At 38.1% G+C, this 25592-nt stretch carries 23 protein-coding genes; 13 read left to right on the plus strand and 10 right to left on the minus strand.

The genetic code is table 11. The features are described 5' to 3' along the window. Positions 1-80: 80 nt before the first annotated feature. From TDE_RS09800 to rlmN, 7 genes are all read left to right on the plus strand, one after another. Positions 81-2561 (plus strand): hypothetical protein, encoded by a 2481-nt coding sequence (locus TDE_RS09800; RefSeq protein ID WP_002679864.1) that lies wholly within the window; start codon positions 81-83, stop codon positions 2559-2561. A gap of 116 nt (positions 2562-2677) precedes the next feature. Beyond that, positions 2678-3055, plus strand: a complete 378-nt coding sequence (locus TDE_RS09805; protein WP_002668289.1) for a RidA family protein — start codon at positions 2678-2680, stop codon at positions 3053-3055. 25 nt (positions 3056-3080) lie between these two features. Then, entirely contained in the window at positions 3081-4178 is a 1098-nt protein-coding gene (locus tag TDE_RS09810; RefSeq protein ID WP_010957140.1) for a hypothetical protein, read from the plus strand. 108 nt (positions 4179-4286) lie between these two features. Continuing rightward, on the plus strand, positions 4287-4559 hold the full coding sequence (locus tag TDE_RS09815; RefSeq protein WP_002668285.1) for a hypothetical protein: 273 nt from the start codon (positions 4287-4289) through the stop codon (positions 4557-4559). A 299-nt stretch (positions 4560-4858) separates the two neighbouring features. After that, positions 4859-5161: a hypothetical protein gene (locus TDE_RS09820; protein ID WP_002668283.1), complete on the plus strand. Its 303-nt coding sequence runs from the start codon at positions 4859-4861 to the stop codon at positions 5159-5161. 55 nt (positions 5162-5216) lie between these two features. Beyond that, positions 5217-6470 (plus strand): tetratricopeptide repeat protein, encoded by a 1254-nt coding sequence (locus tag TDE_RS09825; RefSeq protein WP_002679870.1) that lies wholly within the window; start codon positions 5217-5219, stop codon positions 6468-6470. After that, positions 6460-7503, plus strand: a complete 1044-nt coding sequence (gene rlmN / locus TDE_RS09830; protein WP_002679871.1) for a 23S rRNA (adenine(2503)-C(2))-methyltransferase RlmN — start codon at positions 6460-6462, stop codon at positions 7501-7503. The genes TDE_RS09825 and rlmN overlap by 11 nt, the downstream gene beginning before the upstream one ends. Here the strand turns inward: rlmN and TDE_RS09835 are convergent. The 6 genes from TDE_RS09835 to rpsA form a co-directional block, all read right to left on the minus strand. Beyond that, entirely contained in the window at positions 7500-10514 is a 3015-nt protein-coding gene (locus tag TDE_RS09835; protein WP_010957141.1) for an EAL domain-containing protein, read from the minus strand. The genes rlmN and TDE_RS09835 overlap by 4 nt on opposite strands. 11 nt (positions 10515-10525) lie before the next feature. Then, positions 10526-12004 carry an extracellular solute-binding protein gene (locus tag TDE_RS09840; protein ID WP_010957142.1) on the minus strand — a complete coding sequence of 493 codons (1479 nt, stop codon included), beginning with the start codon at positions 12002-12004 and terminating at the stop codon, positions 10526-10528. A gap of 61 nt (positions 12005-12065) precedes the next feature. After that, positions 12066-12761: a hypothetical protein gene (locus TDE_RS09845; RefSeq protein ID WP_002679875.1), complete on the minus strand. Its 696-nt coding sequence runs from the start codon at positions 12759-12761 to the stop codon at positions 12066-12068. Positions 12762-12783: 22 nt separating this feature from the next. Beyond that, positions 12784-13512, minus strand: a complete 729-nt coding sequence (locus TDE_RS09850; protein ID WP_002679876.1) for a tetratricopeptide repeat protein — start codon at positions 13510-13512, stop codon at positions 12784-12786. Between the two features lies 1 nt (position 13513). Beyond that, positions 13514-15031 carry a sigma-54 interaction domain-containing protein gene (locus TDE_RS09855; RefSeq protein WP_002675527.1) on the minus strand — a complete coding sequence of 506 codons (1518 nt, stop codon included), beginning with the start codon at positions 15029-15031 and terminating at the stop codon, positions 13514-13516. A 13-nt stretch (positions 15032-15044) separates the two neighbouring features. Further along, the gene (gene rpsA, locus TDE_RS09860) at positions 15045-17480 is read right to left on the minus strand and encodes a 30S ribosomal protein S1 (RefSeq protein ID WP_002679883.1); all 2436 of its coding nucleotides are present in this window, start codon (positions 17478-17480) and stop codon (positions 15045-15047) included. A 94-nt stretch (positions 17481-17574) separates the two neighbouring features. Here rpsA and TDE_RS09865 point away from each other — a divergent pair, with 94 nt between their 5' ends. Then, positions 17575-18495, plus strand: coding sequence for a GerMN domain-containing protein (locus TDE_RS09865; protein ID WP_002675533.1), 921 nt, complete (start codon positions 17575-17577; stop codon positions 18493-18495). 112 nt (positions 18496-18607) lie between these two features. On the opposite strand, the gene TDE_RS09870 is transcribed toward TDE_RS09865, so the two are convergent. Beyond that, positions 18608-19159 carry an STAS domain-containing protein gene (locus TDE_RS09870; RefSeq protein WP_002668265.1) on the minus strand — a complete coding sequence of 184 codons (552 nt, stop codon included), beginning with the start codon at positions 19157-19159 and terminating at the stop codon, positions 18608-18610. Between the two features lie 280 nt (positions 19160-19439). Between TDE_RS09870 and TDE_RS09875 the strand changes: the two genes are divergently transcribed. Genes TDE_RS09875 through TDE_RS09885 form a run of 3 tightly spaced genes read left to right on the plus strand, consistent with a single transcriptional unit; the run spans position 19440 to position 21441 of the window. Further along, positions 19440-20195 (plus strand): RNA methyltransferase, encoded by a 756-nt coding sequence (locus TDE_RS09875; protein WP_002679885.1) that lies wholly within the window; start codon positions 19440-19442, stop codon positions 20193-20195. Between the two features lie 32 nt (positions 20196-20227). Then, complete coding sequence (gene pyrH, locus TDE_RS09880; protein WP_002668261.1) at positions 20228-20923, plus strand: UMP kinase; 696 nt, start codon at positions 20228-20230, stop codon at positions 20921-20923. Beyond that, entirely contained in the window at positions 20923-21441 is a 519-nt protein-coding gene (locus tag TDE_RS09885) for a DnaJ domain-containing protein (RefSeq protein WP_002679886.1), read from the plus strand. Before pyrH ends, TDE_RS09885 begins: the two co-directional genes overlap by 1 nt. Positions 21442-21463: 22 nt before the next feature. Here the strand turns inward: TDE_RS09885 and infA are convergent, their stop codons facing one another. Further along, a complete protein-coding gene (infA, locus tag TDE_RS09890; protein WP_002668257.1) occupies positions 21464-21682 on the minus strand; it encodes a translation initiation factor IF-1 in 219 nt (72 codons plus the stop codon). Between the two features lie 107 nt (positions 21683-21789). On the opposite strand from infA, the gene TDE_RS09895 reads away from it, so the two are divergent. After that, positions 21790-22149 (plus strand): TraR/DksA family transcriptional regulator, encoded by a 360-nt coding sequence (locus tag TDE_RS09895; protein ID WP_002679887.1) that lies wholly within the window; start codon positions 21790-21792, stop codon positions 22147-22149. Between the two features lie 78 nt (positions 22150-22227). Here TDE_RS09895 and ffh read toward each other — a convergent pair whose 3' ends face one another. Together ffh and TDE_RS09905 are read right to left on the minus strand one after the other, a co-directional pair. Beyond that, a complete protein-coding gene (gene ffh, locus TDE_RS09900; RefSeq protein ID WP_002668253.1) occupies positions 22228-23559 on the minus strand; it encodes a signal recognition particle protein in 1332 nt (443 codons plus the stop codon). Then, positions 23559-24632 (minus strand): NAD(P)H-dependent glycerol-3-phosphate dehydrogenase, encoded by a 1074-nt coding sequence (locus tag TDE_RS09905; protein WP_002679888.1) that lies wholly within the window; start codon positions 24630-24632, stop codon positions 23559-23561. Before TDE_RS09905 ends, ffh begins: the two co-directional genes overlap by 1 nt. Before the next feature lie 126 nt (positions 24633-24758). Between TDE_RS09905 and TDE_RS09910 the strand changes: the two genes are divergently transcribed. Continuing rightward, entirely contained in the window at positions 24759-25592 is an 834-nt protein-coding gene (locus tag TDE_RS09910) for an ABC transporter substrate-binding protein (protein ID WP_002679892.1), read from the plus strand.

Below are 25592 nucleotides of genomic sequence, written 5' to 3' on the forward strand. Positions count from 1 at the left end.
TGTTTTTTATTACATTTTAATGTAAAATGAATCTATAAATTTTTACGAAATATTGATTTTTTAACTTTATAGAGGGGCATATGAAAAAACTACCGTCTTTAATCCTGTTTATTTTTTTATGTTTTAGTTCTTGTAATTTTTTTATGCAAGAAGAATATGGAGAGCTTGTAATCGATCTTGAAGGATCGTCTTCAAGGGCTATAGGAAGCAACGGCCTTCCAGAAATTGCATCCTCGGAACTTTATTTGCAAATAATAGGGGAAACAAGCGGAATAATCGAAAGAAAATTTGAAGCAGGAACCCCTAAGTTTTTTTCTGAAAACTTTCCTATAGGAGAAAAACTAAAAATAAGGGTTCGTTTATCGGTGGTCTCAGCCTCATGGGAGACTTCCGTAAATCATACCGTTACTCAAGGCACAAATAATATCATGTTGAAGCTAAACAAAATAGCTTCCGGTAATAAAAAAATAGCATTTTCAATAGGACACTCAGGAAGCTCAGTAAGCCATAAACTCAGATTTGAAAATGGTACCGATATCGGCATAAATGCTTCGACGCCGATAAGCGGCACTCCCGGCTTTGCCCGAGACTCTAAGGGGAGGCTATACTTTATTTATAAAGATTCTTCTCAATGGAAAATAAAACGCTTTACAAGTGAAGGAGCAGAAGATACAGCCTACAATCATAGTTCGCTCACATCAAGCCTGACAGGAGATGAGGTCGAAATATTTTCCGATAGGTCAACCGGAGATATCTATGTTTTGGATAAACGAAGCACAGGAAATAAGCTTTACAAAACTGACGGCACAACCAAGACAAATATAGACCTTCCTTCAAATTTTCAAAATCCGGCAGGCGATAAGATCAGCCGGATGGCTATTTATGATAAATTCAGCTTTATCATCGATAATAACAATAAATTACATTCTTATAATTTTAACGGCACACAAATATCGGGGACTTCAATACCAAGTTTAGATTTATTTGCGAATCTGGTTAAAATAAATTCAAGTTATATTCCTGCCGGCAACTTTAAATCCGGAGATATTTTTGTAAACGAGAACAAGCTCTATGTGCTTTTTTCTGCATTTTCAAATGATTTAATAAATGGAGCCTATTCCTTGGGCGGAATTTTAGAATATACATACAACGATGAGGGAAATTTAGAACCGGCAAGAAAATTAGGCTTTTCGCAATCCCTTACAGCAGGAACGGACAAGATTGCCCATATTGACGAAGCTTCAAACTTTTACGGTGCAGCAAAAATAATAGGCTTTGAAGACGAAACAATCTACATAGCCGATGACGGATATAAATTACAAACCGGAACCCCACATGCAGAAGTAGAAAAAAACAAAAACAGGATTGCAAGCCTTAACACAGTCTCAGGTGCTTTAAGCTTCGAGCCTACAGACCACACTTGGTTTGAAGAAAAACAGGAAGCAGCTCCGCCGACACCTCCTTCACCTCCCTCACCGGGAAAGATGATAGTATGGACCAAAAACGGAACAACCGGTTATAATTTTTATGAAGTTACAGAGGAAGATCAAAATACATCGGGCAAAACACCTCTGATAACAGGTTCCGGAACTACTTATCCCCTTGATGTATTTTCCTTTGACAAGGACGGCAACTTATATGTGGTATGGAAAGTAGGGTCAACCTATAAGGTAAGGCAATACACAAAAAATTCTGACGGCAGTTTTAATACAAGCTCACCTCACGAACAGCAGTTATATTATAACTCAAGTACTCCGCTCAATCAAAATCAAACGCCAATAGCTATAGCAGTCGATACATCCAATAATACCACAGGGTATTTGATTTATAGCTATAATAACAATAATAGTAATACCCCAATGGAAAAAAATTCATGGACAAAGACAGCGGGTTTTAATTCTGGCTCATACAATGGCAGCTACGCAATATTGTCTGCAGGATACTCTGTAATGGCAATGGCTGTAAGCCCTGATGGCTTATTTGCAGCAATAGAAAACACTCATGGAACAAATGCAGCTCTCTCGATATGGAAATATGTAGATACATCTTCACCACCCAATAATCAAAAATATGCTCTTACAGACTTAGGATATCATACAAATCCGGGTAATGCCGATGACCTTGCTCCAAATTTTATTAACGACATGTATATTAAAGACGGAGCTTTATATATTTTAACAGCCCAATATAAGGGAAGATTGGATAGTCCATATACAACAAAGGTATCGGTAGGAGGAAGCTTATTAAAGCTGGAAAATTTAAGCGGTAATATACAAGACTCAACCCTGACAAATCTATGGCCATCAGGGGCTATAAATGCATTGCAGGAGAACTACGCCCCCTACCGCTTTATCAAGACAAGCGATAATCAGATGGTAATAGCCTCCGACGGCTATAAGGGTAATAAAACTGAAACCCAAAAATGTACCCAGCTAAACAAACTGGTGTTTTTCAAAAAAACCGGCGGCTCAGCCCAATGGCAATACGAAACAGTTAAGGATACGGACGCAAAATTTTCAAAAGAGCTTAACTACACAGGCGGACTGTTCAAATGGAAATAGTTATCAGCCTATTTTAACTTTATGCAGCTTGCAGCAGCAGGCTGCTAACCTCGGCTTGACTATGAGGCCTTAAACGATTAAAATAAACGCATACAATTTGTTTTAAGGAGTTTTAAATGAAAGAAATTATCGCAACAAACAAGGCACCTTCAGCCATCGGACCCTATTCTCAGGGAATTAAGGCAAACGGTTTTGTTTTTACATCGGGACAGATCCCCTTGGATCCTGCCACGGGAGCCTTCCCCGAAGGGATTAAAGCTCAGACACGCCAGTCATTACTTAACGTAAAGGCAATTTTGGAACAGGCCGGGACAAGCATCGACAAGGTAATCAAAACCACCGTTTTTTTAAGCGATATGAATAACTTTGCTGCAATGAACGAGGTATATGCAGAAATCTTCGGTTCATCAAACCATCCTTCAAGATCTGCAGTACAGGTTGCCCGCCTTCCTAAAGACGCCCTCGTCGAAATAGAAGTAATCGCTCTTGCATAATTTATTTAAAGTACGGGTTTTTCCTGTGCTTCTGGCTTCGGTCCTCTTATTTGCCGCTTGTGCAAACAAAGAGGCCGAACCTGAAACCGTCTCTTCAGAAGAAAAAACCGAAGAGGAAACCAAACCGATAAGCACAGTCTGGTATTATTTTACTCAAGATGAAGAATCGGAAAGTCCATGTTTAAAGCAAACGGATTCTCCCGAAAAAGTTCCCGAGCAAGGCTTTAGGCCGTGGACAGAGGCTGTAAGAGTTTCAGGACTAGGGCTGATGTATGATCCCCCCCTCTTTCTTGTAAATAAGGCAGGGATTTTACCTGCATTTTCCATTGAAGAAGAGCCTAAAATAGAAATCAAAAACGAATTTTATACAAAAACGGCTGAAGGCTTTTATAAGACCGACCTTGGAAGCCTTATAAGGTTATATACAAACACCATCTTTTCCTCCATTCTTCAGGATGAAAGCCCTTCAAGCCTCTTACGTTATAATAGCGTAAACGGAGACCTTTTAAGCCTTATCCGTCCCGAACACTTTAAACTTAAAAATATTTCACAGCTTTCAGCCCTGGAATTCAATAAAAAATGGTTTGCGGCTTTTAAAACGGAACAAGACGGCCGTGTAGAATTTGATTATTTTTCCTTTCCTTCTTTTGAAGACTTATTAAAAGAAAACTTTTCCGTAATAAGTCAAGAAGAATTTATTAATGCGTCTTCTCCTGTTACCCTCTTTCAAGATGAGAGCGGCATAGATAAAATTTTCAAAATGACTGAAAAAAACGTAAAAGCGGAGATGTTTTCGGAAGATTTAAAAACAAAGCAGGTAATTTTTTACCGAAATTCAAATACCTCATATGCAGGAGACTTTGAAATTACGGCCTCGGTATGCGAATTTACACCTGAAAACGATCAAAAAACCCTTAAAGCCGTTCTTTTAGAAACCGGCCGGCTTTTTTACACAGATCCGGAAACTCAAGAATGGGTGGAAACCGCCCTGCCGGTACTCCCCGAAGGATTTATTTATACATACTTCGTAATAAGAAAAGATATTATAATTTCGGCCTGGGAAGAACAAAGATTTTTTGAAACAGGCCGCTCCGGCCTAATAGTATACAAAATCCGGCAATAAATTATATAAAAAAGACAAGAATTTGATATTATCTAGTTGACAAAAATACGAGCTCTCATCTATTATAATAATATAGATGTAAACCAATAGTAGTACAAGGGGTTGTTTATGCTTGAAAATCTTGAATTGGAAAAATTCGATAATGTCTTAATTTTTAGTGATTCTTACAATGATGACTTCGATGACGACGATTTCGATGATGACTTTGATGATGATTTTGACGATTTCGACGACGACGATGATTTTGACGATGACTTTGACGATTTTGATGATGACGACGACTTTGACGATGATGATGATTTCGACGACGACTTTGATGACGAAGACTTTGAATATGATGATGACGATGATGACTTGGATTATGATGATTTTGATGAATAATATTTAAAAATAAATTTTCCGAATAACCAAAGAGCAGACCCAATTCTACTCTTTGGTTATACTTTTCTTCCATTAGTTATTGGATTAAATCAAAAATTAGTGTATAATATCCTAGGGTCGATTATACAAGTAAGATCGGCTTTATATTGATTTGTTATGCTTTGCCTTCCCACTGGAATAGGCTTTTGATGTAACATTTTGCAATTAATGCTGTTTAAGATTTATTAATGCTTACTATTTTTATAGTCGTACAATAAGAAATTTAAATATTTATATAAGTATATTTAAAGGGAAGAATATTGCAAGAAATTAAAGAAGGCTTTATAAAAACAAGCGAATTGCCCGTTAAAACCTTGACTGCAGAACAAAAGGCAAAACTAAACCTTCGAGGTAATGAACTTTATAATAAAAAGGACATAGCTGCTGCAGAAAGGATTTTTATTACAACCGGCTATTCGGACGGCCTTGTAAGAATAGGCGACTACTACGCAAACCGAAATGAACACCTAAAAGCATTAAAATTTTATCATCTGGCTCATAATACCAACAAAGAAGGTATTTTGCTGGATAAGTTGGCAGAAATTATACGTATGCTTATTTAAAATTTGCATCGTTTAATTAATTTTAGATGTACGTACACGTATTTATGGAGGATTAATGTCAGACATCAAACATGAAAAAAAGTTAGCCAATATGGACACTCCCGGTGAGACTACAAAAAGTTTCGAAAACAAATTAGATGAAGAGATTCCTGACATTGAGGAATCTGATTTTATAAATAGTCCGCCCTTTAGCGATGAGATATTCAGCCCGGAGGATTCAAAACAGGTAGAAATATCCGAACTTTCAAAGCAGGCCTACTCCCTTTTAAAAGGCAACAGTATTACTGAAGCGATCAATGTTTTTAAAAAAATATTGGAACTGGATCCCACAAATAATTATGCGCTGGTAGGCTTAGGTGATGCAGAGCGCAAAAACAATAAATTCAATGAAGCAATAAAATTTTACAAACAATGCCTTGAACATCATCCCAGCAATAACTATGCTCTTTTCGGTCTTGCAGACTGCTACAAGTCAATGAACCAATTTCCAAGGGCCATAGCTATCTGGGAAGAATACCTTAAGTTTGATGATAAAAATATTACCGTATTAACCCGAGTAGCCGACGCTTACCGAAAGACCAAGGAATTTGAAAAGGCAGAAAAGCTTTATCAAAAAGTGTTGGAAAAATCCCCGAAAAACGCTTACGCCTTAATAGGCTTGGGTCACCTAAATTACGACTTTAAAAAATATCGGGAAGCCCTCGTATACTGGGAAAAGGTAATGGAATCGAGCGGAGAATTGGTAGATATACGTATCTTGACATCTATTGGAAACTGTTACCGAAAAATGAAGCTCTTTGACCGAGGTGTATATTATTTTGAAAGAGCCCTTGAACGCTCACCCGATAATTTTTACGGCCTCTTCGGTTTGGCTGACTGTTACAGAGGTTTAAACCAGCAATATAACTCCATAGTATACTGGAAAAAAATACTTGAACTTGATCCTAACAACAAGGTCATTTTAACGCGAATAGGCGATGCCTACCGCAGCATGAATGACTTTGAAAAAGCAAAGGAAAGCTATCAAAAGGCTCTTGATATAGACTTTGATTCGTACGCAATGCTAGGCCTTGCAATATTGTGCAAGCTGCAGCAAAAATACGATCAGGCTATTACTACCCTAACCCATCTTAAAGATACCGGAGATACAAATTATAATTATAGGGTATATCTTGAACTTGCCCAGTGCTATATAGAAAAAAAGGAAAAGCAAAAAGCTATAGAAACTTTAATAGATTTCCAAAAACTTGGAATTAAAAATCAAACGGTTTCAGATCTCCTGTTTGAGCTGACAAAAAATGACCATTAAAAAGTATAAAACAGCTCTTTCGGGAATGTTTCCTGAAGAAATTCAAAGCTTTTGCGGTCTAAAAGAAAAATTCAGAGCCCAACAAATTTTTCATTGGATAGCTTCGGGAGTAAACAGCTTTGATGAAATGACAAATCTGTCATTCGATATGCGCTCTAAACTAAAAAACGATTTTTCTCTGTTTTCGACAAAAATAAAAGAAGCATTAAAGGACAAAGACGGTACAATTAAACTGGCTGTAGAGCTTTATGACGGCTCAGTCATAGAAACCGTATTACTGACAGATAAAGCAAAAAGAAAAACAGCCTGTGTTTCATGTCAGGCAGGCTGCCCGATGAAATGCGCTTTTTGTAAGACCGGACAGATAGGCTTTTTAAGAAATCTTTCGGCTTCAGAAATCGTAGAACAATTTTTACATTTGGAAAGAGAAGCAGGCAGTTTGGATAATATAGTCTTTATGGGGATGGGAGAGCCCATGTTGAATTTACCGGAAATAGATAAGGCAATAAACATTCTTGCCCATCCTAAAGGAAGAAATCTTTCCAAAAGGCGCATAACAATTTCAACCTCAGGTCTATGCAAGGGAATCTATGAGATGGCAGATAAGGGGCCTGAAGTACGCCTTGCCGTATCATTGACAACTGCTGACGAAACATTAAGATCAGAGCTTATGCCTATCACTAAAACAAACAGCCTTGACGAATTAAAGCAAGCAATAAAATACTTTAATTCAAAATCAAATAAGAGAGTAACCTTAGAGCTCGCCCTTATGAAGGGACTTAATACCGATAAAAAGGCAGCTCAAGAGGTCATAGAATTTGCAAAAGGTCTTGAGTGCTTTATAAATTTAATACCTTGGAATCCTGTAGAAGGCTTGAATTTTAAAACTCCATCTGAAACGGAAGTCCGTACTTTTGAGACTTATCTAAAGAAGGCCGGCTTAAATATAAGCACACGGCAAAAAAGAGGTCAAAGCATAGGAGGAGCCTGCGGTCAACTAGGATCCACAGCAGCAAGATCCAATCGGTTCTAATACAAAGAGAAAACCCTGTTTAACTCCTGTATTCTTTCTTCGGGTATGGGAGTAATATCAAAAGACGGCTTTGCAAAAAAGTAACCTTGGAACAAGTCTACACCGAACCGCAGCAATACGTCTATCTCATCTATTGTTTCAACACCTTCGGCCAATATTATTATATCTCTTTTCTTTGCATATGAAACAAGGTTTTCCAATACATTTTGCTTATCAAGACTCTTATGGACATCCCTTACTATGGACATATCTATCTTTACCAAATTAGGCGATAAGAATAAAAGAGATGACTCGTTACTATAACCGCTTCCGAAGTCGTCAATTGCAACCATTGCATTCCAATTACGGATTCTTTCGTTTTTTAGATCATAAAAGTTTGTGTTAAGAGGCTCGGATTCCGTAATTTCCAAAACAATATTTGAAAGATAAGGCTTAAATTTTTCCTCAAATTCGAAGAATTTGGCATCCGATAAAACTTGAGAGCTTATAGTATTTAAAAATATTTTCGTATCTTTAGATATTTCTCCTCTTTCTATCTTTTTAACAAAGGTATCCATTGCTCCAAAAAAAGTAAGCTCTTCAAGTTTATGCAGCTTTGACTGGGCCTTAGCAAGACGCAATATATCCTCAGGGCTTTTAAATTCAGGAGCAGACGAACGCATCAGCATTTCATATCCGTAAATATCTCCGGTACCGGAAGTAACAATCGGCTGCAAAGCATATTCTATAAGATTTCTGTCAAGCATCTGATTAAGAGCTTCCGTACCATGGATCATTATATAATTCTTTTTATAAACATCCAAATTGAATTCATGTAAAGAGCCCTTAAACGAATGTTTTACGTCATACATTGCAAAATCGGCATATCGGACCAAATCGGCCTGATTATCTGCATCGTAAGGATACCAAGCTAAGCCGGCCGAGACTCGGAGCTTTGACGTCTCTCCATTAGGGAGAGTGATGGGAGTCTCCTGTATATCCTTCCAAAAAGCGGTCAAAATAAGCTTAATTTCATCAGGCGTCGAAAAGGTGTAAAAGAAGCTATAAAACTCATCCCCTGAGCGCCTGCAAACAAGACAGCGCTCTTGTTGCAGCATGGCAAGCTTTTTTCCAAACGCCATAAGATGAGTATCTCCATAAGCATGTCCGAAAGAATCGTTTAAATATTTTAGGTTATCAAGATCCCACATAACAAGGGCACAGATACCTAAATGTTTTTGCTTAAATACTTCGGTTATCTTTCTGTCAAAAGCCGCTCTATTGTAGAGGCCGGTAAGTTCATCATAATTCATTTGAAGTTCAAGCTTTTTGCGGTCTTCAACTTCCTTTGTAATATCGAGTGCTATACCTAAGATTTTGTCGTTTTCCTTCGTCTGCATAAACCTAATCCAGCGGACCTTTCCATGTTCCCCTGTAGGTATAGCATAGATGGTTTTTGTATCATCCTTTGAATTTATATAATACTCATAATGATCCAACAATTTATAAAACTCGTCCGTATTCAAAACGGAATCGCCTGAATATTTTTGAATATTAAATAATTTAAACCAAATCGAGTTGCAAAAAACGGTCCCCATCAAGATATTGTGCTCAAAAACGCCTATAGGAACCTGAAGCTTTTCTATAATCGTAGAAACCCGTGAAGCCGCATTAAAAACACTGGCACTTAATTTTTCTATTGCAACAATCAGAGTATCTATTTCCGCTATATTCATTTTTTCGATACTCAGCATCTTTTTGGGATCACTGTTTTGCAGCTTTAGTACAACCTTTGTAAACATACTGGAAATATGTTGACTCGACAAGTAAGAACCGGCTAAAAACAAAAAACCCGAAACAAGGACAGACTGCCAAAATATTTTCTTTAATGTTACCGAAAATGAAAGTACACTTGCCTCGGGAGCCAGACCTATCAACACCCATTCTTGATTTTCGTACATTCCGTTACGTTGATAAAGATGAAAGGGTTCTATGGCCAAACAATATCTCTCCGTAAATATTGAACCCTTATCGATACTATAAACATTTTTATAGTCGGTTTGTTCAACCTCAAAGGCAGGAATATGGCCGGCATTCAAATTACTTGCAATGCTGTTAAAAACTATAGGCAAAAAAGTTCCGGCATTCTTATCTACATCATGGACGGCTATACAATACATTCCCTTTTTATAAATATCAAGCTCATCGAAGTCTAAAAAGCTCTGAATATATCTTGCCGAAAGATCTATACCTAGGACCCCGTAAATTTTCCCTTTTTCATCCTTTATCGGAATGGAGTATGTAATCACCTCATCACTTAAAGTATCCGGTCTAAATAAAGTATTCCAAAAAGCAAGATTTTTAGCAGGTTCATTAGGATATTCTAGAGCGGCAGCAATAGGCGCATTAAAATACCTATAAAAAATATCCCGGCTGTTAGGCGAAATAGTAAAGAAAGGAGACCAATCAACTCCTAAGGCAATATTATGATTTTGCACAACCTCTGACGGACCTCTCGATATAACGATGTCCTCATTGCTTAAAGAATAGGAAGAAGGGTCTTCATTTCTTACATATAAGCCGGGATAAAAAAATTCGTCTTTTTTTGCAATAGGACTTGGCGCATCAATAACCAAAAAGACACCCGTAACATAGTTCCGTCTTATGGTATATATAAGCTGAGGCAGAAGTGTATCGAGAATACTGTTTTGCAAGTCATGATTATCTGCAAGCTGATAAAGCTCAATATTATTACGGGACAATTCTGCCCGGATTACCTTCAAAACTTTTTCATGCAAATCCGTAATTCTTGTCCACCTATTGGACATTTCATTTTCGATAAGCATTTTGCGGTTTAAAACCTTTTCACTTAAAACTCCATAAGCATTATCGCCGGATTTTTTAAGGATATCGGAGCTTAAAAACATCGTCATCATTACCGCAGCCTGAAGAACAAATACAAAAAGCATGGGAACCAAAAGGCGTGACAAAATGGAAGTAGAATATCTTCGAGTATCTTTACTTTTTTTCATTATAACTCCAACTATTTTAAATCAAATAACCGTTTTTCAAGTTCTTTTAACCACTCCTCAAAAACATTATCGTTAAGAAATTCATCTACGGCTTCTTTATGAGTTTTTCCGGCCTGAATCTTTTCAAGTACCTTAGCCCTATCTCTTTTTGCCCTTTCTTGAAGTAGGTCTGCAAGAATATTCCTCGCCTTATCCGAATTCTTAAAAGCCGGCTGAAAATAAAGGTCTAAGGATTTCATTGTTTCCATACTTATCTTAAGAGCATCCTGCATTACAGGCAAAATACAGGTATCGTCAGTGCAAAAAGCCGCTGTCAGGGATTCGGTTTCAAGTTCTTTTTTCTTGACAGGCAGATAACCCGTAGAAACTGCAAATTCGGAATATTTTTGCATCTCGGTAAACCATTTTAAAAATAGAACAGCGGCGGTCTCCCGTTTTATATCGCTTTTTAGTACGGCCATACCGGCTCCCTGCTGAACAATGGTTTTACGCTTTGCATTTCTAAAATGAGGAATGGGTAAGACATCTAAGTCAATAAAAGTAGAATTACCCGCAGAATCCATAACCTTAGCCGGCAAATATATTGCGGATGAAGTTGAAGTTACACAGGAAATGATGTCTCCGGTTTTTAAATCATCAGCCCTAAACCTGCCCTTTGCAGTAAAAAAACCTTTGACAAACGGAACATAATAATTATCCCAACAGGTACGCAAGGTTTTCTTATCCAAGACAAACTCAACATCACCGTTTTCCAATACATTGAAAATACTGTTGCCGAGTTCATAAGTACCGACTAAAATATAGTTACTCAAGGCATCCCGCCCAAAAAAAGGCTTACCGTCATTAGGTTCTGCAGTTAATGAGTCGGTCCACTTATAATATAATTCTGCAACCTTTACCAGGCCCTCCCATGTAACTAAATCGCGGTAAGAAACACCCATAGCTTCGGCAAAAGGGGTCCATGCAGTCTTATTTAAAACAAAAACCTCGGTAGCCTTTGCAACGGGAAAAAGTTTTATTTCGTCTTTTACTCCAAAACCGGAGGAATATAAAAAACTTTTTACATATTCGTCTTTTTCTTTTTCGGTAAAAAAATCCGCTAAATCCAACAAAAGATCTTGTTGGTTGAAATCATAGGCCGTATCGGGATAGGCCGAAAAAATATCGGGGATTTCATCTGCTCCAAGTTTTTGAGAAAGTGCATCTGCTAAGAATGAAGATATTTCGCTTGCATTTCCTGCTCTTCTGATACTCCTGACATAAACCCCGTATTTTGCCCCCTCGGAAGCATTAAAATTATCTATAAGATTGTCAAATTTTTCTTTTTGAGTGGCACCATAATAATGCCAAATATTTATAGTAATAGGCTCACTTTTATTTAAAACTTTATCGATATCATACTTACCGGAATTACCTTCAGATACACTTCGATTACATGAACTTATAAGCAAATAAACAATACAAAAAACGAAAAGCTTCAATATTTTCATCAAGTGCCTCGTATGCTATATTTTACCATATCATGTTTAGAATTGCAAGCATTTACAAAAACTATGTATTCTTTTTTATTTTAACATAACCCAAAGAAACCAATTCACTGTAAATAGGTTTGAAACTTATATCATATCCGTAAGTTGCTGCAAAAACAGCAACATAAAACGAATCTGCAGAAGGATTACTCGAGGATTGAACATCATAATCTCCGTGTTTTGCAGCAGTGAACTCTTCACCAAATTGACGTAAAACCTTACCTTGTGTTGTTCCGGCTATATCAAAATCATTAGAAAGGGAGTTAACAGTCTCAAGACGGAATTTTACAAGGCGATCATTAGCGGGGCTGGCAACCGGAGCTAAAACAATAGGTCTATCTTGATAGGAATGCCCCTGATATGTTAACAGCTTATAATTATAAGACGACAAAAGATAATTAACGGAGTTGGCAGGATTTGACTCATTATATTGCACTATATTTTTTATCAGATTTTTACAATCGGTTTCCGATTCATAAATACGGTAATACACTTCAAAGCCCAAAAACTCACCAATACCCCAATTTTTTTTATCTGAGGTTTCAAACTCAAAATACATCAGAGCAGGATCAGTGTGTCCTGTAGGACTATGAGTTAATTTTGGAGGCTCCAAATAAACAATATCGTCTATACCGCAGGAGAAAAAAATAAAAATACTTAATAAACATAATAGTTTTTTCCCAAGCATATGACCTCTGTTAAGGACAAACCGGCACATACCGAATTTATCCTTAAATAACTTACTGTTTATCGTTTCCTTTAAGAACAATTATACGGGATTTTGCAAGAAGAGCCCATTCATTTTGAGGGTATTTTTCCAAAAGCCTATTATAAGAAAGGATGGCGTCTTCTTTTTTTGACAAGGCTTCATACAGACGGCCCGTATTAAAAAGCGCCCTGGGAATCAGCGGAAAATTTTCAACCTTTGAGGCTCGTTCGTAATAAGCGAGGGCTTTCTCTTTATCTCCTAACTCATCGGCACAAGCTGCGGCATTAAAAGAGGCAACTCCTTCTACATAAGAATTTTTTACGGCTTTTGCTGCAAGTTCATAGAATTTTAAAGCATCTTCATACATTTTTCGCTGAAAATAAATTTCGGCTATCGTCGTATTTGCCCTAAAGCCCGCATAGGAAGAAGAATATTTAGAACCAAGGGTTTTTAATTCTTCAATAGCCTTGTCCTCAGCTTCTTTTACAGCTGCAGAAACAGTTTTTTCGTTATTCTCGGCGTCATCTTCAGATGAAGGATTTTTAGCCCGATCTTCCCGTTTAAAGTCTTCAAGCTCATAAATAACTTTCTCAACGCTTGTTACCGAAGTTTTCTTGGAATTTTCACCGATTACAAACCAAACAATAATACCGGCAACGGCAACCAGAATACAAACCACAATGCCAAGCACTATTTTTCTATATTGGGCTAAAAAATCGTTGATTTTCTGTGCCAAATCTTTATTTTCTTCCAAAACCATTTTATATCTCCTTAATTTCGAGCTCTTTTATCAATCTCGATAAATATGTACGCTGTATTCCGAGTTTTTCGGCAGCAGCTGTTTGATTCCATTTATGTTCATTTAAAATTTTGACAATAAAAGATTTTTTAAAATCATTTACGGCCGATTTTAAATCCGGATTCGAATAATTAACCTCAGGTTCAAAAGAGGAGGATTCAAATTTTAAAAGCAAATCCTTTTCCTCGATATACGGCGGCTTACCCAAAACACAGGCCCTCTCAACGGCATTTTCAAGCTCCCGAATATTTCCCGGCCAAGAATAAGCATTTATAAGTTTTTCCGCATCAGGCGAAAAACCTAAAAACGGCTTTTTTACCTCTTTGCTGAACTTCTTTAAAAAGAAATGGGCCAGCTCCTGAATATCATCCTTCCTATTTCTAAGAGGCGGAATATATATCGGCAAGACGTTTAAGCGGTAATAAAGATCCGATCTGAATTTGCCCTGCCTTACAAGCTCCTCTATATTTTTATTTGTAGCGGCAATAATTCTGGTATCAACCGTAAGAGTTTTATTTGAACCTACCCTTTCAAAGGCCATTTCCTGCAAAACCCTCAAAAGCTTTGTCTGCAAGGTTAAAGGGATATCGCCTATTTCGTCCAAAAAAATAGTTCCCTTATCAGCCAGTTCAAACCGGCCCTTTCTATCCGAAATTGCATCCGTAAAGGCCCCTCTTACATGGCCGAAAAGCTCGCTTTCAAGCAAGCCTTCGGGTAAGGCAGCACAGTTCACCCTGATAAAGGGATTATTAACACGCCTCGAATTCAAGTGAAGCTGTTCTGCAATAAGCTCTTTTCCAACGCCGCTCTCGCCCAATATGAGTACGGAGGCATCGGAAGCCGCTATATTACGGCATAGCTCAAGCTTTTCATTCATTACCTTGCTTTTTGCAATAAAAGTATGATAGCCTCTATCCTGCTCCAGCTGATCTTGAAGGCAAATAATTTCTTCCCGGGATTTCTCATAATGCTTTGCATTTTGATAGGCTATAGCCGTCTGTGTAGCAAAAAGTTCCAATACGTTTAAATCGTCTGAATCAAAATCTTTTTCTTCTCTCTTGTTTAAGACTTCAATCACCCCGATACATTCGTCTTTAATGCGCATGGGGACTGCAATCATATTACGATTTTTGTAACCTGTAACCTTCTGCACTGTAGGATCAAAGCGGGGATCGCTTAATACATCGTTTATTATGGCACTGCGGTTATATTTTATAACCCAGCCGGCAATACCGTCCAAGTCAAGTACCATCTTTTTTGCTTCAATCCCCTTAGGCCCTATTGCAATTTCAAACCTAAGTCTTTCACCATCCGGCTCAAGCATCAAAAGAGATGCTGCATCCCCTTCTACAACATCCATTGCCGATTCTACAATCTTTTCCAAAAGAACACTCAAATCGGAATAATTTGAGTTTATCAGCAAGCTTGTGTTTATAAGAGTATTAAGCTTATCTCTTTTAATGCTCTCAACCGTGCTCATAAGACGAACGGATTTACTCCGGTTTATTCTTTAAAAGGTCTCCAAGAGTATAAGATGAATCATCATCTTCTTGTTCGGTTGACATGTACTGAGAAATTTCTTCCTGCTGTTGTTTTCGCTTAAAATCTTTAATTGAGAAAGCGGTTTTTTTGTTTCTCGGATTTATTTCGATTACTACAGCCTTGATCTTATCTCCTACGGCATATTTTGCAAGAGCTTCTTCAGGTGTTTCATCCCTGGACTCAACCAAATTTTGTTTGTGGATTAAGCCTTCGATATCTCCGGGAACCTTTACAAATACACCGAAGTCGGTGATTGAGGAAACTTCGCCTTCAACAATAGAACCGACCTTATAAGCGGCTCCGAATTTTTCCCAAGGATCATCGGTAAGCTGTTTAATACCCAAACGGATTCTTCTTGATTCGGCATCGCACTCGATAACGATAACTTCGATTTCTTTACCTACTTCAAGCTCGCTTCCCGGATGTTTTACGCGTTTAATCCACGAAATATCGTCTGCATGTAAAAATCCGTCGATACCTTCTTCAAGAGAAATAAAGGCGCCTGCATTTGTAATTTTAACGACCTTTCGGGTTAAGCGGGTTCCTACAGGGTAACGCTCTTCAATCGTATCCCACGGGTTGTCCGTAACCTGTTTTAGACCCAAAGAAACTCTTCCGGCCTGAATATCGTAGCCGAGAATCATACATGTTACCTTATCTCCGGGCTTTAATATATCCTCAGGCTTATTAATCTTCTTAACCCAGCTGAATTCGCTGATATGGGCCAAACCTTCGATTCCTTCATCCAATTCAATAAAGGCGCCGAAATCCGTTGTCTTTGTAACCGTTCCGGTAACGATGTCTTCAACATGGAACTTGTCTTCAAACTGAAGCCAAGGATCCTGAGTAAAATGCTTTAATGAGAGGTTTATTCTCTTGTTTTCCGGATCAAGACGGATTACCTTAAGCTCTATTTCTTCACCCTTCTTTACGAAGTCCTTAGGACGGGTTACATGACCCCAGCTCATATCATTGATATGTAAGAGGCCGTCAAAACCGCCCAAATCGATAAAGGCGCCGAAACTGGTAAAGCTCTTAACCGTTCCCTTTACGGTGTCGCCTATCTTTGTATTTTGAAAAAAGGCGTCTCTTTCTTTTTCGGTACGCCCTTCCATGTACTTACGTCTGTTTACAACAATATTTTCACCTGAGCGTGAATTAAAGCTTAATTTTTCAATGTAGAATTTAGACTTTACGCCTACCAAGGTTTCAGGCTTTTCAACTCTGGATACATCTGCCTGACTCAAAGGTAAAAAAGCAGTCAATCCGCCGCCAAGCTTTACCTCATAGCCGGCCCTAACCTGCTTTGCGATAGTACCATCAATCGGAGTCTTATCGGCATAAGCCTGTTTAAACTCTTTTTGAAGAATAAGCCTATCGGCCTTGAGTTTTGATACGGATAAATGACCGTTTGAGCTTTCGGTTTTTTCGATAAGTACAGTTACCTTATCGTTTACCTTAGGTTCTTCATCAAACTCATCCAAAGGAATATGTCCCTCGGATTTACCGCCTACATCGACAAAAACGGTTCCGTTGTTTACAGCAACAACATAACCTTCTTTAATTGTCCCCGCCTCAGGAGCCTCAAAATTATTTAAGTACTCCTCTTGTAATTGTGCTTGGATGTTTCCGTTGGAGTCTTTTTCAACATCCTTTACCACTTCCATCTTTTCCATAGATAACCCTTTATTATTGATATTTTCCGACTTTGATGCCGATATTATTGCAGACACCTCTGCCAGCATTTTTTCATAAACTTCATTTATATTTAAGTCCGATGTATCCAAATACACGGCATCAGGAGCCACTTTTAAGCTCCCTTCTTTTTTGTTTTTATCCACCTCATCTCTTTCGAGAATCGTTTTTTTTATTTCTTCCGGCGAAAGATTGCTTGTTCCCTGATCAAAGCGCCTTTTTGCCCTGGCCTCTACAGAAGCATCAAGATAAAACTTAATATCGGCATCAGGAAAAACAACGGTTGTCATATCCCTGCCTTCGCAAACAGCTCCGGTTTTAGCGGCTTCTTCACGAATTTTCTTATTTAATATGTGCCTTATAGGAACTATAGCTGAAAGAGGTGCGACAATGGATTCTACAGCATCGCTTCGAAGATAAGCCTCAACATTTTCATTACCTAAAAACATGGAGCCGTTTATATAAAAAAGTTCCGTCTTTTCTGCAAATGAGGTCCATTTTTTTTCATCCGAAAGATCGGGAGTTTGTCCGCCGCTTCCGTCATTTCCGCCTCCGAAAGAACGCAGTACAGCCAGAGCCAAGGCCCTATAAAAACTACCCGTATTCATAAATGTAATGTTCAAGTGTTCAGCAAGCATCTTTGCAAGAGTACTTTTGCCTGAGCCTGCAGGTCCATCAATCGCTATTATCATATTCTACGATTATACAATTTTTTTAACATTATGTATATACTTTTTTATAAAAAGTGTAGTATTTTTTTCTAAAATATATTATTATATGGTGATTATGGGAAAGAAAAATACATCTTTAGGCTGTTTTTTTTGGCTTGCTTTTATTTTATTGATAGCCCTGCTCTTTTTTATCAACAAAGACAATATTGCCCGTGTTTTTGAAAAAACAAATGCAATAAGCATATTTCAAAAAAAAGAAACGCAAGAAGAAAAGCAAAATGAAGTAGACCTTGAAGGCATTCAAAACGAAATAGAAAAAATCAGAGCGGCAGAAAAAGATGAGGAAAATTCTTCCGAAGGAAAAGCCGAAGCTGAGCCGGAAAAACCGGCTGAACAAGTTCAAAAAACGGTCAAAAAAAATTCGGAACCGCAAAAAACTACAGCTGAGGATAAACCTAAAGAAGAAAAAAAGACAAGTTCTCAAAACTCAACCGAAAAAAAGACAAAAACGGAAACTCAAACCGTCAAAAAAAACTCTGAAAGCAAAAATAAAGATGAATCTAAAAAAGATGTGGCTAAACTTGAGCAAAAAAACGAAAAAGCATCCGAAAAACGGAGCTCTAAAATTTATCTGGTTAAAATAGATTCGGACGGTAAATTGGTAAGAAAGCCGGTTATGAGACAGCTTGAAAAAACGGACTCGCCTTTAACCGATGCCATAAACAGCCTTCTTCAAGGCCCCACAACGGAAGAAGCAAAACAAGGCTTCCGCTCCTTTATTCCTCCCGATACGAAGCTTTTATCGATTGAGGTAAAAAACGGGGTTGCAGAAGTAAATATAAGCGAAGACTTTCAATTTAACAGATACGGTATTGAAGCCTATCAAGCTCAGCTTGAACAAATAGTTTTTACGGCATGCGAATTTTCCACGGTAAGTTCCGTTCAATTTTTGATCAAAGGCAAGAAAAAGGAGTACCTCGGAGCCGAAGGCATATGGATAGGCTCACCCCTCTCGGTTAATTCGTTTATAAGATAAAAATAGCTTTGGAAATATAAAGATAAGCTTGAAAACATCTATTGCAGTTTATAAGCTTTGTTAAGGAAAACAGGCCTATAAACTGCAATTACTTTTTAAGTAGGAATAAAATTTAGCCCAAAAAGACTTGAGCATTATTATCGATAGCCAATATAGTTTTACATTCCGAACATCTAAAACGTCCGGCCTTAGTAGCCTTGAGTTTCTTTGAACATATGGGACAGGCAAATATTTTGGGAAATACTTTGGTATTTGCAGTAGTACTTGAACTTTGAAAAAACGACACTGCATCAGACAAAGCATCCTTAATATTAAAAAATTGTGAAAAGCCTAAAAGCTGAAATATTTCATATACCTTAGGCTGAATATCCAATAAAACTATATCTCCGCCTCTTGGTTTTACGGTTTTTAAAAAAGCTGTAAATGAACCTATACCGGTAGATGAAACGTAATTTAAAGCGGCACAGTTAAATACAATCTGAATAAAACCGCTGTCTATAATTTTTGCAATACGTTTTTGAAAAAACGCAGAGTTATAGGTATCAATGTAGCCGTTCAAAAAAACAACTACGCATTTATCAAGTCCATCTACTCTTTGAAGCCGGATCTTTAAGCTGTCATCTTTTTCATCATCAAAGCCGGCTATAACACTGTTATTACTCATAATTCTCCCAATTTATTTTCAAAATAAAGAAATAATCCAGTATATCCAAACTTGATTATACTCTTTATTTAAAAAAAAGTCAAATATAAAAACAAAAAAAATTTATTTTTCTGTAACTTGTACTTTTAATAAATCAAAAAACACTAAACAAGAACAAAAAAATCCTTTTACAGTTACAATATCGGCTAATATTTATAGGTTTGTAGCGTATTTTTGCAAATTTTAAGATTTTTTTTTAATTTCTCTTGACATAAGGGCTGAATGACGGCAATATACAAAAATGAACTTTGAAAAAACAATTATTCTTTGCCGGCCGGAAACAAGTGCAAACATAGGAGCCGTATGCAGAGTTATGGCAAATACCGGTTTTAGCGATTTAAGAATTACGGGAACCAAGGAGGATTACGATGAAACGGAAGTCTTAAAACTGGCCCTTCACGCCTCCCATGTGTGGAAAAAAGCTCGTTTTTACCCTCCTACCATTGAAGGCCTAAAAGAAGCCGCGTCGGATTGTTCTGTTTTAATAGGAACCAGCAGACGTACAGGCCATAAACGTAAAGATCTGGGCATGAGCCCCGAAGACCTCTGTCTTGATTTAAAAAAATTCTACGGAGGCAGATTAGGCCTCGTTTTTGGCAATGAACGCACCGGTCTTATAGATGAAGAGCTTAATATATGCTCTTTTTCCGTTAATATTCCTGCTGAAGAAGACTTCGGCTCCTATAATCTTTCCCATGCCGTGCTTATTCTTTGCTACTCCCTGTATATAGCGGAAAAAAATAATCCGCTGACAGAAAAGGATAATCCAAGCATAGAAAAAAACATTTACCTACAAAAAGCTTCAATGAAAATGATTCAAGAAAACTCGGAACAGATATGCAACTACCTTTCGGGCTTAGGACTATTTAAAAAAGGAGGAAAAAAAACAAACGAGACATTTTTTATTGAACTTTTATCCTCCGCAGGAGCCTCGGAATTCGATATAATGCATTTAACTGAAATTTTTAAGAAACTTTTTTTTATGTATAGTTGTTAATACACTGATAATTATCCTTGAGGAGGGATAGTATGGTAACTGTTTTGTCGGTAGGAGGCTCTATAGTAGCCCCGGATAAACCGGATTTCGATTTTTTAGATAAATTTTCAAAAACTATCAGAAATTGGCTTTTGCAAGATTCATCGCGAAAAATTATTATGGTAATCGGGGGCGGTGCTCCTGCCAGAGATTATCAAAATGCATATAGGAAAGTTTGTGACCTAAGAAAGGCGCCTGCCAAAAATGATGAAGCGGATTGGATAGGAATAATGGCAACAAGGCTCAACGCCCAGCTTGTAAAGGCTGTGTTTGAAGATCTTTGCCCCAACCCTGTCGTTTACGACCCGACAACAGTAGATATGTTCGGCGGGCAAATACTGGTTGCTGCAGGCTGGAAACCCGGCTTTTCTACGGATAATGATGCCGTAGTCCTTGCAGAAAGATTTTCGGGAAATTTGGTAGTAAATCTTTCAAACATTGCCAAAGTCTATACCGACGATCCTAAAAAGAATCCTGAAGCAAGGCCCATCGATTCAATATCTTGGGAAGATTTTATAAAAATAGTCGGAACGGAATGGGTACCCGGAAAAAACACCCCCTTTGACCCCATAGCCAGCCAAAGAGCTCAAAAAGCAGGCATAAAAGTAATATGCGCTGCCGGAAAAGATATTGAGAATTTGGAAAATATTCTCAACGGTAAAGATTTTAAAGGAACGGTAATCGGCTAATGGAAAATTATTACAGTATACTGAATATATCTAATAATGCTGATGAAGACCAAATTAAACAGGCATATAGGGCCTTGGCCATGAAGTATCATCCCGACAAAAATCCGGATAGCAAGACAGCCGAAGAAAAATTTAAGCGTATAAGCGAGGCTTATTCCGTGCTCTCCGATCCGCAAAAAAGAAGAGACTACGATCTCAGCATGTCAAGCCCATTTAGCTCATCAGGCAGGACCTATACTCACGATCAAAACACAAATCCCTTTGGAGACGACATTTTCAGCTCTAATTGGTGGAAAAATTGGAGAAATATCCGAAGTGAAAATGCAAAAAAAAGAGAAAAGATTAGCAGAAGTGAGGCCTTCAGGATACTTATACGCGGCATAATACTGACCATAGTAGGTCTCCTGCTGTTTAAGAGTATTATCTTTTTAGGAATTTTTGGGTTTCTCCTAGCCTTATCCATTGTTACGGAGGGAGTCCTCCGCATAAGGAAAGGCTATATGGCGATATTCGATTAGAGCTTATCTTTAAGATAAGCGTTTATCTTTCTCTGAAGATAATTCGGCCCCTTGTCAAGTCATAGGGGGATAGGGCAACTTTTACCGTATCTCCCGGTACAATTTTGATGTAGTGTTTGCGCATCTTTCCGGACAAATGAGCCAAAATAACATGACCGTTTTTTAACTCAACCCTAAACATAGTATTGGGAAGAGACTCCTTAACAATACCTTCAACTTCAATTGCTTCTTCCTTAGCCACAGGACCTCCAAAAAAATAAATAAATTCAAGAAAAACGTTTGCTTTTTGCTTGATTTAGTCGTATAATTCTAAAGTCTATTAAAAAAATTGTCAACTAGGAGATGTGTATGAAAAAGAAGTTTATTGAGGAAATGAAAGAATATTTGCTAAAAGAGAGGGAAGAAATACTCGCTTCATTGCAGAAAAACGATGAAGAGTATGCAGAAACCTTAGCAAACAGCATTCCCAAAGACTTTGCAGATCTGGCATCATATAGTACCGATAGAGACATGCTCGAATTTATCGGAGAAAATAATGTAAAAAAGCTGCAAAAGATTGATTCTGCATTGGAAAGGATAAGAGAGGGAAAGTACGGAAAATGTATTACCTGCAAAGAGCAGATACCCGAAGACAGACTAAAGGCCCTGCCCTATGCTTTAAAATGTATCCACTGCCAGGCAAAATCCGAAAAAAAGATGCATCCTTAAAACACAAAAACAAACTGTGAGCATCTAAAAAGGCCTTGAGCTTAACGCTTCAAGGCCTTTTAATTTTAATACGGAAAATTATCCGAAAAGTCCGCCGGACATCATTTTTGCCTGCAATCCCTTGTTTTTTGACACCTTCCTCATCATTTGACGGGTCTTTTCAAATTGCTTTAAAAGCTTGTTTACATCGCCCACAGAGGTTCCTGAGCCCTTTGCAATACGTTTACGGCGAGGCGGTCCGATAATACGGAAATTATCCCTCTCCTTTAAGGTCATCGATTGAATTATGGCCTTTTGGCGTTTTAAAAGAGAAAGGTCCAGCTTATCTTTATCTATTTGGCCTGAAAGCCCGGGAATCATATCGAGCATTGACTCTAAAGGCCCCATCTTTTCGGCCTGCTCCAACTGCATGAGCATATCGGCAAGGCTGAAACTTTCGCTTTGCATCTTTTTTTGAAGCTTTTCCGCCTCTTCTTCGTCATAAAGAGCTTGGGCCTTTTCGACAAGAGAAACAATGTCTCCCATGCCCAAGATACGGCTTGCAATGCGGTCGGGATAAAAGGGCTCAAGGTCTTCAAGCTTTTCGCCTGTTCCTATGTAAAAAATGGGCTTACCTGTTATGGTCTTTAAGGAAAGAGCCGCACCGCCTCTGGTGTCGGAGTCGAATTTTGTAAGGATTAAGCCTGAAAGCCCTACCTGCTCGTCAAATTCCTTTGCAACATCAACGGCACTTTGACCCGTCATTGAATCTGCAACAAGAATGGTTTCCATAGGTTTTACGGCAGATTTAATATTGACGATTTCCTTCATCATGTCTTCATCGATTTGGAGACGTCCCGCCGTATCGACTATTACCGTGTCATAAAAGTTCTTTTTTGCAAAGGCCAAAGCATTTTTTGCGACCTTTACCGCATCTTTCGTTTCTTCTTTGTAAACGGGCACGCTGATGTTTCCGCCTAAAACGGAAAGCTGCTCTACGGCGGCAGGGCGGATAAGGTCGCAGGCAACCAGCAAGGGCTTTCTGCCTTCGTTTTTAAGCTTTAAGGCCAATTTTGCGGCACTGGTTGTCTTTCCCGAACCTTGGAGACCTAAAAAGAGGATTACAGATTGGGTGTCAGGCCCCCTTAGATCGAGGGCTTTTTTTTCGTCCCCCAAAAAGGAGGTCATCTTATCGTATACAATTTTTGTAAACTGCTGCCCGGGATCGACAGATTTTAAAACCCTTTCTCCCTTGGCCTCTTCTGCCGTAGCATTTATAAAACGGCGTACAACACGCAAGTTTACGTCGGCATCCAAAAGGGCCGTTTTTATTTCTTCGATTGTGTCTTCAATATTTTTTTCGGTAATTTTAGACTTACCGCTCAAAGAGCGCATTATCCCGCTGAATTTTTCGGTAATATTTTCGAGCATTATTTTGTATCTCCCTGTAATAAGTTTTCTATCAAGTCAAGAGGTTTTAATTCCTTGTTTAAGATTTTATAAAGGCCGGAACAGATAGGCAGCTTCAAATTACGCTTTTCTGCCAGAATGTTCAGGTATTTACAGGCCACGACTCCTTCAGGCAAGTAGCCTATTTTATCGATATTTTTAATAAGATCGTCCAAATTTTCAAAAGAAAGGAGAATCTTTTTTGTGATAATCTCGTTACCGAAACGGCGGTTTCTTCCGTATTTACTTCGGCAGGTTACGTCAAGGTCGCCTACTCCGGAAATCGATGTAAAGGTTTCGGGATGAGTCGCCCCCATAGCCCTGCCTATAGTCTGAATCTCGTTTAGGCCGGCAGCCAAAAGGAGGGATTCGGTATTGTCACCGAAAATATCCGAGGTTACGGTTAAAGCATCCAAGACACCGAAGGCAACGGCTACAACGTTTTTAGCGGCCGCACAAACCTGCACTCCGATTATATCCAAGCTGGAATAAACAAGCAAACTTCTAGACCTTAAAATCTCTCGGCAGCGGATAGAACACATAGGGTTTTGAGATGCAGCTATAAGACCGGTTAGCTTACCTTCGGCCACCTCCTCCCCATGGCTGGGCCCGGCTACATAAACCAAGTGATTTTTATAAAAATCGGGCAGCATTTTTTCCAAAACGTCTATTATAAACTGAGGCTCTCCGTTTTCATCGGGGATAAAACCCTTTGTCAGCACCGCTATTGTAGGATAAGGCATTTCGCCGTCATCATGGCTAAAAGGAGCAAATTTAAGAAGTTCTTCAACTGCTGAGGTCAAATAGAGCGAAGGACTTGCCAAAAATATAAAAGAAGCATCCTTACAGACCTCTTCCATATCCGTAGAAGCGGAAACGGTTTTAGGCAATTTATGCTTAGGCAAATATTTTACATTTATGTGTTCCGTATTTATCGAATCGGCAACGCCTGCAGTATGGCTCCAAAGCACAACCCTGTGTCCGTTTTTTCCTAGAGAACAGGCCACGGCCGTTCCCCAAGAGCCTGCTCCGATAATGGCAATCTTATCGTTCACAAATTTCTCCTGTTTATCATATCTCCTAACTTATACTCTATCATTTTTTGATAAAAGTTTCAATAATGAAAAAACAAGCTTTTTTCCGTTCTTTACAATTTACGGATACTGTGATATATTAGTTCTATGCGTAATAAATTAAACTCAAAGGCAGTTTTTTTTGCGGTAATTTTGCTGTTCAGCTTGATATTTTCATGCAAAAAAAATGAAATCAATGAAATATCTTCGAATGACGTTTCATTAGCCGAAGTTCTTGTAAGATCTAAAATCATTGTAGGGGTAAATGCATATAATCCGCCTATATGCTTTTATAATAACAAAAACGAAATAATAGGCTTTGATATTGATGTCTTCGAAGAAATAGCAGACATAATGAATATCAAGGCAGAATTCCGCACTATAGTTCCCACCGAAGTAAATGAGTTGATAAATACCGGAGCCATCGACTGTATTGCATCAGGATTCTCTTATTCGGATGAGAGGAATGAGGCCTATGAGCTTTCACAAGCATATTTACGCAATTCCGTAGTTATTTTAACTCTGAGATCAAGGAATATTCGAACTATGGCAGATCTAAAGGGTAAGAAGATAGGGGGACAAAAAGGAAGTTTAGGGGCAGACCTGATTAAAAATAATCCCGATCTGATGAGTCAAATCCATTCACTAAATGATTCATATGAGAATATTCCTCAAATTTTGGAAGACTTAAAAACCCTTGGAATAGATGCCTGTGTCGGAGATATTTCACTAATGGCAGAATACTTAAATAAAGAGTCTGGTGTGTACAGTCTTGTTGAGCAGGCTATAGCCTTAGACTCCTATGTATATGCATTTAAAAAAGGAAATAAGGCTTTAAAAGCGGAAATAGAAAGAGTTTTATACATCTTAGAAAAAAAAGGCGTTCTTGAAAAGATTTCAAGGAAATGGTTCGGCGTAGATTTACTGATTTTTGGAAAGTAA

The organism is Treponema denticola ATCC 35405, from assembly GCF_000008185.1.
Classification (GTDB): Bacteria; Spirochaetota; Spirochaetia; order Treponematales; family Treponemataceae; genus Treponema_B; species Treponema_B denticola.

Bases quoted from the DNA above. Each gene is read 5' to 3' on its own strand.
- TDE_RS09800 (WP_002679864.1), top strand. From the start codon at position 81: ATGAAAAAACTACCGTCTTTAATCCTGTTTATTTTTTTATGTTTTAGT.
- TDE_RS09805 (WP_002668289.1), top strand. From the start codon at position 2,678: ATGAAAGAAATTATCGCAACAAACAAGGCACCTTCAGCCATCGGACCC.
- TDE_RS09815 (WP_002668285.1), top strand. From the start codon at position 4,287: ATGCTTGAAAATCTTGAATTGGAAAAATTCGATAATGTCTTAATTTTT.
- TDE_RS09825 (WP_002679870.1), top strand. From the start codon at position 5,217: ATGTCAGACATCAAACATGAAAAAAAGTTAGCCAATATGGACACTCCC.
- rlmN (WP_002679871.1), top strand. From the start codon at position 6,460: ATGACCATTAAAAAGTATAAAACAGCTCTTTCGGGAATGTTTCCTGAA.
- TDE_RS09835 (WP_010957141.1), bottom strand. From the start codon at position 10,514: ATGAAAAAAAGTAAAGATACTCGAAGATATTCTACTTCCATTTTGTCA.
- TDE_RS09840 (WP_010957142.1), bottom strand. From the start codon at position 12,004: ATGAAAATATTGAAGCTTTTCGTTTTTTGTATTGTTTATTTGCTTATA.
- TDE_RS09845 (WP_002679875.1), bottom strand. From the start codon at position 12,761: ATGTGCCGGTTTGTCCTTAACAGAGGTCATATGCTTGGGAAAAAACTA.
- TDE_RS09850 (WP_002679876.1), bottom strand. From the start codon at position 13,512: ATGGTTTTGGAAGAAAATAAAGATTTGGCACAGAAAATCAACGATTTT.
- TDE_RS09855 (WP_002675527.1), bottom strand. From the start codon at position 15,031: ATGAGCACGGTTGAGAGCATTAAAAGAGATAAGCTTAATACTCTTATA.
- rpsA (WP_002679883.1), bottom strand. From the start codon at position 17,480: ATGATAATAGCGATTGATGGACCTGCAGGCTCAGGCAAAAGTACTCTT.
- TDE_RS09865 (WP_002675533.1), top strand. From the start codon at position 17,575: ATGGGAAAGAAAAATACATCTTTAGGCTGTTTTTTTTGGCTTGCTTTT.
- TDE_RS09870 (WP_002668265.1), bottom strand. From the start codon at position 19,159: ATGAGTAATAACAGTGTTATAGCCGGCTTTGATGATGAAAAAGATGAC.
- TDE_RS09875 (WP_002679885.1), top strand. From the start codon at position 19,440: ATGAACTTTGAAAAAACAATTATTCTTTGCCGGCCGGAAACAAGTGCA.
- pyrH (WP_002668261.1), top strand. From the start codon at position 20,228: ATGGTAACTGTTTTGTCGGTAGGAGGCTCTATAGTAGCCCCGGATAAA.
- TDE_RS09885 (WP_002679886.1), top strand. From the start codon at position 20,923: ATGGAAAATTATTACAGTATACTGAATATATCTAATAATGCTGATGAA.
- TDE_RS09895 (WP_002679887.1), top strand. From the start codon at position 21,790: ATGAAAAAGAAGTTTATTGAGGAAATGAAAGAATATTTGCTAAAAGAG.
- ffh (WP_002668253.1), bottom strand. From the start codon at position 23,559: ATGCTCGAAAATATTACCGAAAAATTCAGCGGGATAATGCGCTCTTTG.
- TDE_RS09910 (WP_002679892.1), top strand. From the start codon at position 24,759: ATGCGTAATAAATTAAACTCAAAGGCAGTTTTTTTTGCGGTAATTTTG.